General features: G+C 38.7%; 17 protein-coding genes and 1 pseudogene. 1 reads left to right on the top strand and 17 read right to left on the bottom strand.

All coding sequences use genetic code 11. The features are described from left to right. Positions 1-16 precede the first annotated feature (16 nt). From ACMZ6U_RS00825 to ACMZ6U_RS00810, 4 genes are all read right to left on the bottom strand, one after another. A complete protein-coding gene (locus ACMZ6U_RS00825) occupies positions 17-223 on the bottom strand; it encodes a ComEC/Rec2 family competence protein (RefSeq protein WP_416105781.1) in 207 nt (68 codons plus the stop codon). Between the two features lie 96 nt (positions 224-319). Further along, positions 320-697 (bottom strand): hypothetical protein, encoded by a 378-nt coding sequence (locus tag ACMZ6U_RS00820; protein ID WP_416105780.1) that lies wholly within the window; start codon positions 695-697, stop codon positions 320-322. Positions 698-791: 94 nt separating this feature from the next. Then, on the bottom strand, positions 792-1,334 hold the full coding sequence (locus ACMZ6U_RS00815; RefSeq protein WP_416105784.1) for a helix-hairpin-helix domain-containing protein: 543 nt from the start codon (positions 1,332-1,334) through the stop codon (positions 792-794). A gap of 384 nt (positions 1,335-1,718) precedes the next feature. Then, positions 1,719-2,282 carry a TetR/AcrR family transcriptional regulator gene (locus tag ACMZ6U_RS00810; protein ID WP_416105779.1) on the bottom strand — a complete coding sequence of 188 codons (564 nt, stop codon included), beginning with the start codon at positions 2,280-2,282 and terminating at the stop codon, positions 1,719-1,721. A 135-nt stretch (positions 2,283-2,417) separates the two neighbouring features. Between ACMZ6U_RS00810 and ACMZ6U_RS00805 the strand changes: the two genes are divergently transcribed. Continuing rightward, positions 2,418-3,041, top strand: a complete 624-nt coding sequence (locus ACMZ6U_RS00805) for a cysteine hydrolase (protein WP_416105778.1) — start codon at positions 2,418-2,420, stop codon at positions 3,039-3,041. A 730-nt stretch (positions 3,042-3,771) separates the two neighbouring features. Here the strand turns inward: ACMZ6U_RS00805 and ACMZ6U_RS00800 are convergent. The 13 genes and pseudogenes from ACMZ6U_RS00800 to ACMZ6U_RS00740 form a co-directional block, all read right to left on the bottom strand. Beyond that, the gene (locus ACMZ6U_RS00800; RefSeq protein ID WP_416105777.1) at positions 3,772-3,921 is read right to left on the bottom strand and encodes a hypothetical protein; all 150 of its coding nucleotides are present in this window, start codon (positions 3,919-3,921) and stop codon (positions 3,772-3,774) included. A 529-nt stretch (positions 3,922-4,450) separates the two neighbouring features. After that, positions 4,451-4,945 (bottom strand): lincosamide nucleotidyltransferase Lnu(C), encoded by a 495-nt coding sequence (gene lnu(C) / locus ACMZ6U_RS00795; RefSeq protein ID WP_002837187.1) that lies wholly within the window; start codon positions 4,943-4,945, stop codon positions 4,451-4,453. A gap of 23 nt (positions 4,946-4,968) precedes the next feature. Continuing rightward, positions 4,969-6,006 carry an IS1595-like element ISSag10 family transposase gene (locus ACMZ6U_RS00790; RefSeq protein WP_416105776.1) on the bottom strand — a complete coding sequence of 346 codons (1,038 nt, stop codon included), beginning with the start codon at positions 6,004-6,006 and terminating at the stop codon, positions 4,969-4,971. Between the two features lie 101 nt (positions 6,007-6,107). Beyond that, entirely contained in the window at positions 6,108-7,118 is a 1,011-nt protein-coding gene (locus ACMZ6U_RS00785) for a YeiH family protein (protein ID WP_149518625.1), read from the bottom strand. Positions 7,119-7,509: 391 nt separating this feature from the next. Beyond that, positions 7,510-7,696 (bottom strand): annotated as a pseudogene (locus ACMZ6U_RS00780) (hypothetical protein). A gap of 22 nt (positions 7,697-7,718) precedes the next feature. After that, positions 7,719-8,057: a Cd(II)/Zn(II)-sensing metalloregulatory transcriptional regulator CadX gene (gene cadX, locus ACMZ6U_RS00775; RefSeq protein WP_000711078.1), complete on the bottom strand. Its 339-nt coding sequence runs from the start codon at positions 8,055-8,057 to the stop codon at positions 7,719-7,721. Positions 8,058-8,069: 12 nt separating this feature from the next. Beyond that, complete coding sequence (locus ACMZ6U_RS00770; protein WP_029179152.1) at positions 8,070-8,684, bottom strand: CadD family cadmium resistance transporter; 615 nt, start codon at positions 8,682-8,684, stop codon at positions 8,070-8,072. A gap of 256 nt (positions 8,685-8,940) precedes the next feature. Next, the gene (locus ACMZ6U_RS00765) at positions 8,941-10,233 is read right to left on the bottom strand and encodes a recombinase family protein (protein ID WP_416105783.1); all 1,293 of its coding nucleotides are present in this window, start codon (positions 10,231-10,233) and stop codon (positions 8,941-8,943) included. Then, positions 10,196-11,437: a recombinase family protein gene (locus tag ACMZ6U_RS00760; RefSeq protein ID WP_416105775.1), complete on the bottom strand. Its 1,242-nt coding sequence runs from the start codon at positions 11,435-11,437 to the stop codon at positions 10,196-10,198. Before ACMZ6U_RS00760 ends, ACMZ6U_RS00765 begins: the two co-directional genes overlap by 38 nt. Positions 11,438-11,659: 222 nt before the next feature. Further along, positions 11,660-13,129: a LysM peptidoglycan-binding domain-containing protein gene (locus tag ACMZ6U_RS00755; protein WP_416105774.1), complete on the bottom strand. Its 1,470-nt coding sequence runs from the start codon at positions 13,127-13,129 to the stop codon at positions 11,660-11,662. 6 nt (positions 13,130-13,135) lie between these two features. After that, positions 13,136-13,531 (bottom strand): holin family protein, encoded by a 396-nt coding sequence (locus ACMZ6U_RS00750; RefSeq protein WP_416105773.1) that lies wholly within the window; start codon positions 13,529-13,531, stop codon positions 13,136-13,138. Next, complete coding sequence (locus ACMZ6U_RS00745) at positions 13,509-13,877, bottom strand: hypothetical protein (protein ID WP_416105772.1); 369 nt, start codon at positions 13,875-13,877, stop codon at positions 13,509-13,511. Before ACMZ6U_RS00745 ends, ACMZ6U_RS00750 begins: the two co-directional genes overlap by 23 nt. Positions 13,878-13,882: 5 nt before the next feature. Continuing rightward, positions 13,883-14,089 (bottom strand): hypothetical protein, encoded by a 207-nt coding sequence (locus tag ACMZ6U_RS00740; RefSeq protein ID WP_416105771.1) that lies wholly within the window; start codon positions 14,087-14,089, stop codon positions 13,883-13,885. Position 14,090 lies beyond the last annotated feature (1 nt).

The following is a 14,090-nucleotide window of genomic DNA, read 5'->3' as shown; positions in this document are numbered from 1 at the left end:
AGTAAAGCTTACTTTCTTATATAAATAATCTTAATAAGATTTTTCTAAACCAGCCGAGGAAAAAATCCACCTGCATCCCTGACAAGGCAAGTAAATGAATAATCCCAAGGTTAGAATAAAGCTCTGTCATGTCATCAAATGATTTATCCAAATGACCGAATAAAAGACCAGTCATGTAATGCGTCATGGGCTCAGGGAAATGACCATAGATATAAACCAACACCTGTCATCTCAACAAACGTAGATAATCACCCAGACCTGATAAAGATCGTAGAGAAACCTCTTCTACAGATGTAACTTTAGCAACCTGATAGATTCCTTATGTCTCAAGATAAGAATGATAGTCAAAGCCCTTAAAATTTCGTTGACCCTCAGCCTCTGATAGCTCAAAACTGCCCGTCAAGCGAACAGGCTGAGTCAAGGTTTTGAAAAATTCTTGATCTGTCTGGGGCTTTAGCTGATAGAAGACCTGATAAACTCGTCCATCGGATTCCCCTCGAAAAGATAACTGATCACCGTTGATTTGTAGGCTGTCTGGTATGAGCGCTAAACTGGTTAGCTTTTCTGGCGCCGTATTGTCTGCACGCTCTGCTTGATGGTGACGATAAGCAAACACGCCTGTAAGAATGCTCAAGATAAGAAGGGTTCTTAGAAAAATAGCTCTGCCATTTTTCCACAAACGCCAAAAACTAAACAATATGATGTCTACAAGCGCCCAGTGAAAGCGATAAACGGTAAAATAAGCTAGTAAACTCAGATAAGCCTACTGAAGGGGTGGCAATGGGAATCGCTTAATCAACTGTAATCTCCGAGCGGATCTTGTCGATGGTTTTTTGACCAATACCTGCAACCTGCTTGAGGTTATCTACACTCGAAAAACGACCTACCGTTTCACGGTGAGTGATGATGTCCTGGGCTTTTTTAGCTCCGATATCTGTGATGGTTTGCAGCTGAGCCTCATCAGCGGTATTCAGATTGATTTTTTGAGTAGAGGATGTTTCTGACCCTGTTGCGACGACTGAAACATTTTCTCCTTGACCAGCTACGTAAATCACTGATTCATCTGCCAGTTTTTGTGCTAAATTTACAGACTTTTTATCCGCCAGATCCGTCAACCCTCCTGCCTTCATAATAGCATCATTCACACGGCTATCAGACGGTAGTTCATAAAGCCCTTCCTTAACAGCAACCCCTTTGACATCCACTGTAATCATGATAGACTCTGAGCTTTCTTTCTCAATACTGTCACTCTTGACATCTTTCTCCTCAACCTGTTCAATCTCTGGAAAATCATTCGTCAGGCTAGGTTTCGCAAAAACTTGACTGGCAAACATACCTGTCAACGCTATAATAATCCTCCCATCAGCAGAGTTGCCCTCTGCTCCTTCAATCGTTCAATCCATCGCTCTCTTATTTTTAAATTACAACACGTGAAATCAAGCAACAGCCAAAACCCTTCAATCGTTCAATCCATCGCTCTCTTATTTTTAGGCTCAGGCTGAAATAGTCCACCGGACTATTTCACTTCTTCAACCATTTTTCCCTCCTTGTTCTATAAAATTATTCGTAACAATGACAAAAACTACGATAAATCAATAATTTAAACCATATACCGCTATCAATCTAGAAGTTTATTACTCTTGATATCCAGCTAGTTCTTTCTATTATAGCAGACAATATAGCACTTACTCCATTTTTCCAAGAACAGTGACACTTATCTAGATTAAGATAAACTGCTGAATCAAACCTTGGCGAACAGCTTCCAAACTATGCATATCCTGCTGGAGTTTGACGAGAACAGCACCACCTTGAAGACTAGAAATCATAGACAAAGCTAAATCTGTTCTCTCCTTATCAGATAGGTTTGGAGATTGTTTTCCTAAAACAGTTGCTAAACCTACTACCCAATCAGAAATAAAGTCTTCCAGTAAGAGTTGGAAATCCGCTTCCTGTGTCGCTAGTTCCACAATTAAATTCCCCACTGGACAGCCATAATGGACCTCTTGCTGCTGATGAAAGGTGAAAAACCAATCAATCATATCCAGAAGAGCTTGGCTGGGATTACTTTGTTTTAAGATACCATCCAGCAACTCTATCCGCCACTGAGCAAGTAAGCGAGTCACCACTTCCAAGCCGATAGCTTTCTTAGAAGCAAAATAATGATACAGTTGCCCTTTTCCGACCCCTGATTCTGCCAAAATATCACTAATAGATGCCGCCAAATAACCCTTTCGATAAATGAGCTTCCCTGCCTTGTCTAAAATGTGTTCTCGTGTTGTCATGACTGATTTCCTACTCCTTTTCTAAAATTATAGCATGTTTTTGAACAAAAGGCTTGCCAAACTATCGTTGAGATGGTAAGCTATATTCTGTACCGAACGGTAGGTACTATGAATCATAATTAAAGAGGTGCTTTTATGTTTAACCCCAAAAATGTTGCTATCGTGATTACTGACCCACAAGTAGAGTTCTTAAAGCCTGCTGGTAAAGGCTTTGGGGCTACAAAAGATATTCTTGAAAAGGTCAATACCATCGAAAATTTAATCAACTTGTTTGCCGTTGCTAAAAATAAAGGCTACAAACGCTTCATTTCTGCTCACTACTTCTACCCACATGACACTAAGTGGCAATTCAAAGCAGCTGGCGAAACCATGATGATTGAAAACCAAATGTTCTGGCGTGACAGCCAATACAGCCCTGTTGTGGAAGGTTCTGGAGCAGATATCATCCCTGAAATGAAGGAACTCATGGATGAAGACACCATCCTCACTAGCCCGCACAAGATTTTCGGTCCTGAAAGCAATGACCTCGCTCTGCAATTGCGCAAAAACGGTATCGACACCATCATCCTCGCTGGTATGAATGCTAACCTCTGTGTAGATTCCCACATGCGTGAATTGATCGAATCAGGCTTTAACGTGATTGTGGCAAAAGATGCCATTGGCGCTCCTGGGCAAGCGGCTTACGATGCTGCTTTAACCAACTTTGGTTACATCGCTAACAAAGTCCTGACCACCGAAGAAGTGATTGAAGCTTTATAATACCTAATTTCAGATGAACGTACTTCTCTGAAAAATCAGACATTCACAAAATAGCAACAGCCTCCAAAAAGTTAGACAAAGAATCTAACTTTTTGGGGGCTATTCTTATGATATAGAGTGACAGCAATAAACCCAGGATATCTGATCTGAAAAAGGGGAGAATCGATTACACTAAACTAGATAAATCTTATAAAATATTCTAAACTAAAGAAAATAGGAAAACTATATGTCCGGAGGAACCAAGTCGACAATTTAGCGATAACGTTAAACAACAGAGCATCAACTTTCAGAATGCAGCTATGAAAGAAAGTAAGCTCATCGAGTAATATAATCTGATCCCCTCTCGACCATATCGGTAACTTAAGAGAAGGGGGATATCTATTCCCTCATACTCCTTCTCCTATGTTCCCTACATGCGTCTACGGAAATAAATTATCTCTAACATATCCAGCATCTCAGCTACCTCAACTGAGGTAATCACTCTGATACTCCCCCACCCCAAGCTAAAAAGCCTTGTCTCCAAGGCTAGTAGTCTATTTTAGTCCAAAATTTTTTCTGCCAGAGCTAAGTCAACATCTTCTATCGTGCAGCGATTTCTCACACAATAAATCGTCTCGCCACAAAGGAAATTCCTCTCAGACGCTTTTAATTCTGACACACTTGGAGTCAACTGCTGCCGCCTCATCTCCAAAAACTGTTCATAATCGTCTTTGGTAATTTGGAACACCATTTAAACATCAGAAGGGTCAATATGCATCCATTCCGAAATCACATAGGCCATGTAACCTTCTTCCTCAAACATCAATCGCCCGATCAAAAAATATGATAATGTCGTATCAACAATGACACCACTAGGAATCTTACTCATCGAATTTTTCATACTTCACCCTTTCTAACCTTTCACCAGCAAACCAACTACCTCGACGTGTGATGAGAGCTTTCTTCTATACTAATAGACGAAAGGGATTAAAAGAGATTTTGGATTTATACTGTGGAACGGAATAGCTCACTAAATTGTAACCTATAATTATTCTATAAACGTTAATAAATGTTAATAAACGTCAATACTTACAACTGATATTGACTACAACATTTTATAAAGATGGTATATTGGATACTCTACATAACTCTCTTGTTCTTCCAGTGACATTCGATCCCAAAAATAATCAGATTGATGCTTTGACTTCAAAAGAACTGAAACTCCAAAACAAATTTCGACATTTTGACTATTATTGAATAAAATATCTTTGAACATACAAAAAGACAAACGCCAAAAATGACGTTTGTCTACGTTCTGAGGTAGCTTTTAGGCTCCCTTTTTTCTTAGTGGCTATGTCACAACAAACAGTTGATAAATAGCCATTTTTATAGGGGAGTATCAGAACTCCCCTACAAACTGTTATTTGCAGTTATCTATACTCATTTGGAATTTCGATATGAAATGTCTCACACAATAACTTCACATCATGTGCATCATTTTCATCAAACTCGTATCCCAGATGGAACATTACTTGACTATATGGTTCAATACAGGAAACCTCTATTTCCTCAATTCTTCCTTTACCCGAAAAAGTTTCTACCGGAAAACAATCCCCATCATAAAGAATTTCACCTTCGTCCGTATATTCAAAACAATGCAAATCAATAATTCTGTTTTTCAAATCTTCCCATACAGTATGGTTCAATGTTGTATATTCCATCTTAATCTCATAAAAGCCATTAGCTTTCATTATTTCTATAAAGTTCTGATAATCGTTCTTTTCTACAAAAATGTCAATATCATTATGGGCTCTTGACTGATATCCAAGAAGAGCATCTACACCCCAGCCACCATCAAGAAAGACTTTAATCTCCGCATCTATTGCAAATTGAAGAATCTGTTTTACATCTGTTATATTGACCATCTTATCATCTCCACAAATTCTAATTAGGCGACCAGAGGAACTGCTGGTCTGTTTGATAAATCTCTGCATTTAGCAGTTTTCAATGTTGCCAAAACAAAAGTTAAGAAGATGTTCCTTTTCTCCATGTCGCTTTCTTTGGCGTAATTTACAAGGTTATTCCACACAAGATAGTTGTTCAGATACTTGGTAGAAACACCGTTAAAGCCACGCATAAACCTCTTTAGCTGGCTATGGTAGCTATTGATATGTTGGATATTATAAATGCCTTTCTTGGCTTTGCCAGTCTTTAACTGCACAAGGTCAATGCCATTGGCATTTGTAAATCTCACATAGGAGTTCATCTTGTCCGTAACAAGAGTGGAATTGGTCTTAATCCTACCATCATAAATATGATGTAAATCTCTTGTAGAAACTCTACCAGTATTCGTAATCTTGGAGATAGACAAGCCATTCCTATTAACCGCACAAGGAACACATACCTTTTCTTGGGACAAGCCTCTGATATGTGTAGAATGACCACGCTTATGAGCCTTGCGTGGCATAGCAAATGTCTTACTCTTGCTATGATTGCCCTTGTACGAGATGGCGAAAAAAGTTTCGTCAGCCTCAATAATGCCGTCAAGGGTAACATCGTCTGCCATATTCTGAAGTGCATCCAAAATCTTGTGTCTCCAAAGGAATGCGGTGTTTCTGTGAATCCCACAAGCAACAGCAGTCTTACGAATGGATAAGCCATTCATCATACAATCAATGTACTGCTCCCACACGGACAAGTCTTTTCTTGTACCAGACACAATGGAGTTCGTAGCAATCACGAAGGACTTGCCACAATCCTTACATACATATCGCTGTGTGCCATCTTTACGATGACCATTGCGAACCACATGGATATAGCCACAAAGAGGGCATACACGACCATTTGCAAAGCGTTCCTTTGCTACGAAATCTTCAATATTCAAAGACTTTACAAAGGCAGGACTTAAAAGCATTGTTTTAAGGCTTTCCTGCTCTGCGACAGTCAACTTACCGATAATATCTAATGCGTCTTTGATAGTAGGCATATCCAATTACCTCCTTCGGTGGTACTGTTTCTTACTATTATTATACGCTATTTCTCGTCATTTCTCGTCAAAAATCAACCATTTGTTGTGACAGAGCCTTCTTAGTAAATACCGATGAGTAATTGCATGCCAAGACTAGTCAGGATGATAGCAATCCAGCAAAGGGCTCCAAGAAGAATGGATTTTCCACTGGATTTGATCATAGCAATGAGGTTTGTTTTGAGACCAATAGCACTCATAGCCATGATGATGAGGAATTTGGAGAGCTCTTTGAGAGGTGAAAAGAAGCTATTGCTGACACCGAAAGATGTGAGAAGAGTAGTTAGCAGAGAAGCTAGGATAAAGTAGAGGATGAAAACGGGGAAGACTTTTTTAAGCTTTACCCCTTGGTTGTTGCCTTGTTGACGGCTTTGCCAATAGGAGAGGAAGAGAGTGATAGGGATAATAGCCAGGGTGCGTGTCAGTTTGACAATAGTGGCAGATTCAAGAGTGTTGCTATTGTAAAGACTATCCCAAGCGCTAGCTGTGGCTGTTACAGAGGAAGTATCGTTGACCGCAGTACCCGCAAAGAGAGCAAAACCTTCGTTGGAGAGATGGAGCCAAGAACCTAGAGTTGGAAAGATAAGAGCTGCCAAGACATTGAAGAAAAAGATAACAGAGATAGCTTGGGCTACTTCTTTTTCCTTGGCGTGAATAACAGGAGCAGTCGCTGCAATGGCAGAACCGCCACAGATAGAAGAACCTACACCAACCAGGGTAGCTAGCTTTGTATCCAGATTAAAAAATCGTTGGAAAAAGAAAGCAATAATTAAAGCGATAGAAATGGTCGAAAGTATGACAGGAAGGGAAGATTTTCCAACTGCGAAAACTTGAGAGATATTGAGTCCAAATCCAAGCAAGATAACAGCATACTGAAGCAATTTTTTGGAGCTATAAGTCAAGCCGGCATCCAGTTGTTTATAGGAAGTGAGAAAGGGATGGAGAATCATTCCGATAAAAATGGCGAAAACAGGTGCTCCCACAACGGGCAGAAAGCCTCCTAAAACCCAAGAGATGATAGATATAATAAGACAGGCTAACAGTCCTGCCCAATTTTTTGATAGAAATGACATAAAAACCTCCGAAAAAAAACACTCCTTATTATAATCTTTTCTGTCAGAAAAGTAAAATAGAGAGTAGGAAGAAGGTTACAAATAAACGGAATTTTGCGGTCAGAAAGCTTTTTACATCAACATCAAAAACTATTTGACTTCTTTTTTTTATTGTAAATTTATAATCAGAAAGAAAGGATTTATTGACTGTCAATCTATGCAACAATGGACGTCCACCATAAATAATTAATATAGTAGATAAAATAGCTACTACAATATCATAATATGGAAAAGTAAACTGGAATGGTAGTTCAAATCCATGCATAGGGGATAAGAGCATAATAACTCATTCTGATAAGTCATCGATTTCATTTGACGACAGGTTTGGAGCTGTTAGGCAAATTTGCCAAGGCTAATCATAGCCTTGCTTTAGCCCAAAAAAGACATCCAAGAGATTTCTCTTGAATGTCTGTAAACGCTGATATAATCGTAGGTCGCTTTGCTTTAAATTATACTTTTTTCTTAAACATTTGATACGAGTAGGTATTTCTTGTGAGTAATTTCATCAAAAATTTCATATATAATCTCCCTATAATCATGGAAAAGTAGTAAAAATAGTTGTTATCCTAGTTGATTAAAAAAATCTCTGATTTCCTCATCTTTTATAAAATAATATATAATTTTCCCCTCTCTTCTAGTGTCCAAGATGTTTTGATTGGCTAGCTTACGAAGATGGTGGGAGGCAGATGCCATACTGAGATTTAATAAACAGGCTATATCGCAGACACAGAGTTCTTCGACGGCAAGGAGATAAAAGATGATATTTATCTGTTTATTATCGGTAAATTTTGATAAAATGCGAAGTGATTTTTGGACTTTTTCCTTTTCAAGGTAGTTCGTTGCGGTTGTAACATTTTGTTGATTTATAACATCCACTTGACAGATACTATCTTTTTTCATAAGTTTTTTCTCCTAGCCTAACACAGCCCATAGCATGTCAAAGCTGTTGTTTTCAATCAGGATATACATCCCCAATCCTAAATAGACAACAGCAATAAACCATCTGCTATATTTTTCCAAAGTTTCTCCAACAGAAGGGACTTGTGACAATTTTTGGGCAGAAAAAACCAAGAGATAAATCATGACTAGAAAGGTCAGTAAAGCCACTATCAAATTCGCTAAATTTAAGGTAGTAAAATATGGGACAAAGACACCAATATTGTCAGCACCACAACTTGCAAAAGTAATCATAGCGACTAGAAAAATCAGGTTTTTATTATCTTTGCTCAAACCTTCTTTGGCAATAGCTTCTCCATCAGAATCTCCTAAAAGCAAAACTTTGAGGCCTAGGAAAATTGGAATCAAACCGAGCAAACCTAAAATCTCTTTACTAGGAATATAATCTAAGACAAATGCAAAAAGCAAACTTAGCAATATTAGACTAACAGAGCCTAGAAATTGTCCTAAATAGATGTTAATGATGTCTTTTCTGCTTTTTCTTTTGGCAAAAAATAACATTAGGATGATAAGTAAGTCTACGGCTGTCCCAGAATACAGGATTATTGAAGTAACAACATTTTGAATCATAAAACACCTCATTCAAATATATTTTTGAATGAATTTTAACATTAAACTTTGTAGATGTCAACTTAAAATCCACCAATTAATAATTGCATGTCAATATTTGTATTGTGTTGTTTCAGAAATATATTGTAATTCAAATTGTAGAAAATTACATCAAATATTATAATGAAAAAAGAATCCAACAAAAATATGAGCCATTGGAAATCTCGTATGATGCATATATGTCTAATTGCAAACATTAACTAGAGTAATAGCCTAGTTACAAGTCTACCTCAGTTCCTTCTAAAAATCTGACAGTTATCTGTCCATCCTCCACAATTGTAATACTATCCAATGCCTGACACATCTCATACGAATCGAATTCCCAGGATGGCTTGTTTATTATATCAGCCAACTTTGTACTATAATGCTTTTCTAGCGGACGATTTTCTTCTATAATCTTATTCCACTTCCCTTGCAACAGATCCACGTTCTCACTCAATAGTTCTACAGCCATTACTACGGCTTTCTCTAACGTTTCTTCATCAATATGGTTATTCTGACAGCCAATCTGTCCTTTGACCCTATATCGATTGTTACATTGCCAAACCTTGCGTTTACCTCGACTGGTGGTCCAGTTCTTTCGACCAAAGGCTGAACCACATTCTTTACAGAACACCTTAGTTGTAAAAGGGTTATCGTCATTTTGCATGATATAGGACTTGAGCTGATGCTCCTCTCGGTAGGCTTTCCTCCTTGCCAATTCCAACTGTACTAATTCCCAAATGTCTTTGTCAATAATAGCTTCATGGCTATTTTCTACATAGTACTGGTCAACCTGACCGTCATTTTGAACTCGTTTCTTAGTCAAAAAATCAACGGTAAAGGTCTTCTGCAATAAGGCATCACCCTTGTACTTTTCATTTTGAAGCATTTTCTGTATAGCACTTGGATACCAATTTGCCTTCCCAGTCCAACCAGATATTTCATTGTCATTCAAATACTTAGCTATGGACTCAGGACTATACCCATCTAAGAATTTCTCGTAAATGAATTTAACTGTTTCAGCTTGCTGAGGGTTAATGATAAGCCTACCATTATCATCCTTGTCATACCCCATGAACTTAGTAGTATTCACGCGCACCTCACCACGTTCAAACTTCTTACGAATTCCCCATGTCGCATTCTCTGAAATGGAACGTGACTCATCCTGTGCCAAGGAAGAAAGGATTGTTAGAAGAACCTCACCTTTGGAATCTAGGCTGTCAATATTCTCCTTCTCAAAAGTCACGCCAACACCCAGTTCTTTCAGCTCTCGGACATACTTGATACAATCAAGGGTGTTTCTGGCAAACCGACTGATCGACTTGACCAAAATCCTATCCACCTTACCTGCCCTACAATCTTGTATCAAGCGGTTAAAGGCATCACGTTTTTTGGTATTGGTTGCTGAAATGCCCTCATCCGCATAGATGTCAACTAACTCATAGTCCTCGTGTTTAGAGATGAACTCTCGGTAATAATTTACTTGGTTTTCATAACTTGATAGCTGTTCTTCTTGGTCGGTGGACACTCGACAATATGCGGCTACCTTGATTTTCTTCCTGACCTGATGAAGAACGCTGGTCTGCACTTTCTTGGCCGGAATAACTGTAATACTCTTCCCCATCTCTATCTCCTTCTATTACTGTAACTGGTGAGTTTATCTCCCAATTTGAAATATCTACTTCTGGCACTCGCATTCCCTGACAGGCTACTTTTCCCTCTTTTATGTATTTGGAACAGCACCAAACAATTTTTTTCTTGTAAGAAACTTGTCTCTTTAATGTCGAACCACAATGCTGACACTTTAACAACCCAGTAAATTTATAGGTTTTGTTTCTACCTTTTTGCCATCTTCTACTATTTAGCTTATCTTGGACTCTTTGCCAATCTTCTTTTGAAATAATAGCTTCATGATTATCTTCTATCAAGTATTGTTCAAGTTCCCCTTGGTTCAATTTTTTAGGACCATTCACACCATCATGGAAATACTTCTGCAGTAGGACCGAACCTTTGTATTTTTCATTGCTTAACATTTGACGGATTGTGGTGTCATGCCATTTAGCACCTGTAACAGTCGCAACACCCTTTTCATTTAACTGTTTGGCAATACGATGTGTACCATTTCCTGCAAGGTAAAGTGCAAATATTTCCCTTATTATTAAGGCTTCTTCTGGCTTGATAATCAACTCACCGTTTTCGTCAACATCGTATCCTAAGAATCGCTTGGTGTTAATGACTAGCTCGCCTCGTTGGAATTTCTTCTGAAAAGCCCAACGTTGATTGCCACTCATACTCCTTAACTCATCCTCTGCAATACTTGCTAATACTGAAAGCATCACTTCCCCTTCACTTGAAAGGGTATGAATGTTTTGTTCCTCAAAGAATATGTCTACTCCAATTGCCTTCAGTTCACGACTAATTTCAAGAACTGTAACCGTGTTTCTGGCAAAGCGGGCAATAGACTTGGTGTGGATAACATCAATCATACCTTTACGACAATCTTCTATCATAGCTTGAAAATTTGGACGATTATCCTTAGAACCAGATATACCTCTATCATGATAAACACCTACAAAATCAATATCGTCTCTATTGGAATACAGGTTTTCAAAATACTGTTTCTGATTTTCTAACGATTCTAACTGACTTCCATTGGTCGTCGAAACTCGAATGTAGGCACAGACTCTCTTCCTATGTTTTTGTCTATTGACTCTAATCTTCTTTACGGACATTTACTCTCCTTCCTATGTAATGGCACACTATATATCACTCTAAAAAGGATATTAGTCAAGTTATCAGACAAACTAATTCGACCTGATAAATTTATGCCATAGTTCATGGAATACAAATATTCCTCCTACTTTACTAGGTAGGTTTGGGAGCGATTTTTCCGCACTTTTTGAAAAAAAGGCAAAAAAATAAAGCCTGATGTTCCCACCAGGCTTATATCTTAATTATGAAATTCTAAACCAACCAACAACTTTACCAAGTTTAACTGTTCCAGTAGAATCGTAGAGTGAGCCATCCGCCATCCATTGACGTTTCACACGACGAGTGATACCACCGCCACCAATTTCCAATTGGTCATTGATACCGTTCTTATTATGGTCAGAATATCCATCAATATTCTGTTCCACACCATCAATACTTTTTCCATCTGAATCCGTCACACAGACACCAATGTGACCATATACCAAACCATCCGTCTGAATGACATAAAAATCACCTGCTTTAGGATTCACACCCCAAGCATCGTAGATTACTTGAAAACCATTTGATTTTGCTTTCTTCAAACAATCAATGGCGTTAGTATAGGACATATTCTTGTCCGTAAGTTCTTGAACAATCTTATCCACCAAGGCAACACACTGTCCGCCATAAGGGTTAGATGGAACAGTCACCTTTTGACCGACCTTAGATAAAGCGGACGCAACCACACGGCTTGCAACACTGGTTGGAATAGCGGTTGTTGTCCTTGAAGCCGCGTTGACCTTTAGAGTTTGTCCAACTCTTAAAATATCCGTCTTCTTCAAGCCATTTACCGCAAGAAGAGCATCAACTGTTAAACCAAACTTCCGAGCGATTCCATAATAGGTATCGCCTTTCTGTGCTTGATAGGTCTGCTCACTATGGCCTTTAGTTGTTCCTTCTACATCCTGCTCAAGCACCCAAGACTTGATTCCATCAAGTAGATAAGCTCTCTTACTGTTGGACTGGTGAACATTCTTCACTTGGAGGATTTTGTAGGTGCGCCCCTTGACCCAGTTGGCAATTTTCTGACCAGTCTGATAATGAGTCGCATGAGGCAACACCCTAAGACTATCACCAACAAGATAGATTGGTTTTGAAGGAGTTCCTGAACTCCCAGCGGTTGAACTGGGAGTCGAGGGAACTATGGTCTTGACTTCAACTCCTGTTATAGCTGATACAAGACCTTTCGCAATGTCCTCTTTCTTCTTTTCAAAAATCGCCATATCTTGTTCATTATCGATGAAGGCAATCTCCACCAAACGATAGGTATATCCACGACTTGCTGCTTGGTTGGCATTATAGAGCCAATCTACCTTCTTAATGCCACGATTTTGGAAATAACGTGAAAGAAGAGATAGGATAGCCATATCTTCCTTATCCGCTTCTAAGGAAGATTGAATCAAGACTTCTGTTCCTTTGGCACTGCCATTAAAGGCATTGAAGTGCAATTCAGTAATCGAGTCGTATCCCTTACCAATACTAGAAATACTCCGATAATCATAAACATTTTGTTCGGTAATAAAATCAATCTGTTGCCCACTGTACTTAGACATGATCTTGGCTAATTCTCGAACCTTTCCTGCTTCTGTGATACCCAGTTTGGCATTCACTGCTCCAGGATCATAGCCTGTTCGACCTTGTCCATGACCACAAATAACTAGATATTTTCCCATATCTTCTCACCTCTCATTGATTTGCTTTAAGATTGCTTGTAGTTTCTCAGGTATAGGTAAACCGATTCGAACGGTATTTTCTAGAATACTTAGTCCCTCATTGCTGAGATAAAAGAAAATGACCATGGTGCGAATGGTTCCACCTTGCTTGATAATGGCTGTATCAATCAGATGACCTAGTGAAACTAAAAATAAAATGGCTATCTTTTTAAAGATGCCACGAAAACCGATACTACTAGACAATTGTTTCTCTACAACCGCCGCAAAAATTCCTGTTAGATAGTCAATAATAACGAAGACAAGTAGGGCATATAGGATACCATCCAACTCCCCAAATAGACTACCAATCAAGCCTCCAATCATGGAAAATAAAATCTTATTAAGAGTTAACAGTTCCTTCATCGGTCACCTCACTTTCTACTGAACCTTCCTGCATAATGGTAGGGTCTGACCAATCCGGTTGACCGTTCTCATCAAACCGCATCAGATAAAAACATTCATGAAATAAATCAGAAAGATTCAGAGTTAATGTCGTACTGCCCCACTGATTAAAAGCCCAAACTGTTTCTGTTGTAACCAACTGGCGCTTTCCATTTTTAATAGCAGGTCGCCTTACTTCTTCAAGATACATGTAAAAATCCTGCTCTGCTGTCTTACAACGAATGAACTCTCCATTCTTACGCATGTAAGCGAGAGCTGTCTCCAAATCAAATGGTTCTGTTACTTTGTCAATATTGAGAAGTGCCATGATAACTATTTTCCTTTCCCTTCTTCAGGTTTTGTCTGAACTTCTAATAGCTCAGTCAATTCCTGTTTTTCTTTACGCAACAGGCTAAGTTCCTCATCCCTTTCCACCAATTGGATGGCAATGAGGTTCTTAGCAGTGATTTCATCAGATAGCTTGGTGACAAGCTCCTGGATAGTTAGTTTAAGTGATTGGTTGATTTGTTCTAGATTCATC

The organism is Streptococcus pluranimalium (genome assembly GCF_047785745.1).
In the GTDB taxonomy this organism is placed as follows: Bacteria; Bacillota; Bacilli; order Lactobacillales; family Streptococcaceae; genus Streptococcus; species Streptococcus pluranimalium_B.
The sequence above is the reverse complement of the archived record's forward strand: the minus strand, read 5'-3'. Positions and strand labels throughout refer to the sequence as shown.

Excerpts from the sequence above, each read along its gene's own strand:
- ACMZ6U_RS00805 (WP_416105778.1), top strand. The coding sequence starts at position 2,418 with ATGTTTAACCCCAAAAATGTTGCTATCGTGATTACTGACCCACAAGTA.
- ACMZ6U_RS00785 (WP_149518625.1), bottom strand. The coding sequence starts at position 7,118 with ATGTCATTTCTATCAAAAAATTGGGCAGGACTGTTAGCCTGTCTTATT.
- ACMZ6U_RS00755 (WP_416105774.1), bottom strand. The coding sequence starts at position 13,129 with ATGGGAAAATATCTAGTTATTTGTGGTCATGGACAAGGTCGAACAGGC.
- cadX (WP_000711078.1), bottom strand. The coding sequence starts at position 8,057 with ATGAAAAAAGATAGTATCTGTCAAGTGGATGTTATAAATCAACAAAAT.
- ACMZ6U_RS00790 (WP_416105776.1), bottom strand. The coding sequence starts at position 6,006 with ATGCCTACTATCAAAGACGCATTAGATATTATCGGTAAGTTGACTGTC.
- ACMZ6U_RS00800 (WP_416105777.1), bottom strand. The coding sequence starts at position 3,921 with ATGAAAAATTCGATGAGTAAGATTCCTAGTGGTGTCATTGTTGATACG.
- ACMZ6U_RS00760 (WP_416105775.1), bottom strand. The coding sequence starts at position 11,437 with ATGTCCGTAAAGAAGATTAGAGTCAATAGACAAAAACATAGGAAGAGA.
- ACMZ6U_RS00770 (WP_029179152.1), bottom strand. The coding sequence starts at position 8,684 with ATGATTCAAAATGTTGTTACTTCAATAATCCTGTATTCTGGGACAGCC.
- ACMZ6U_RS00810 (WP_416105779.1), bottom strand. The coding sequence starts at position 2,282 with ATGACAACACGAGAACACATTTTAGACAAGGCAGGGAAGCTCATTTAT.
- ACMZ6U_RS00815 (WP_416105784.1), bottom strand. The coding sequence starts at position 1,334 with ATGTTTGCCAGTCAAGTTTTTGCGAAACCTAGCCTGACGAATGATTTT.
- ACMZ6U_RS00740 (WP_416105771.1), bottom strand. The coding sequence starts at position 14,089 with ATGAATCTAGAACAAATCAACCAATCACTTAAACTAACTATCCAGGAG.
- ACMZ6U_RS00745 (WP_416105772.1), bottom strand. The coding sequence starts at position 13,877 with ATGGCACTTCTCAATATTGACAAAGTAACAGAACCATTTGATTTGGAG.
- ACMZ6U_RS00750 (WP_416105773.1), bottom strand. The coding sequence starts at position 13,531 with ATGAAGGAACTGTTAACTCTTAATAAGATTTTATTTTCCATGATTGGA.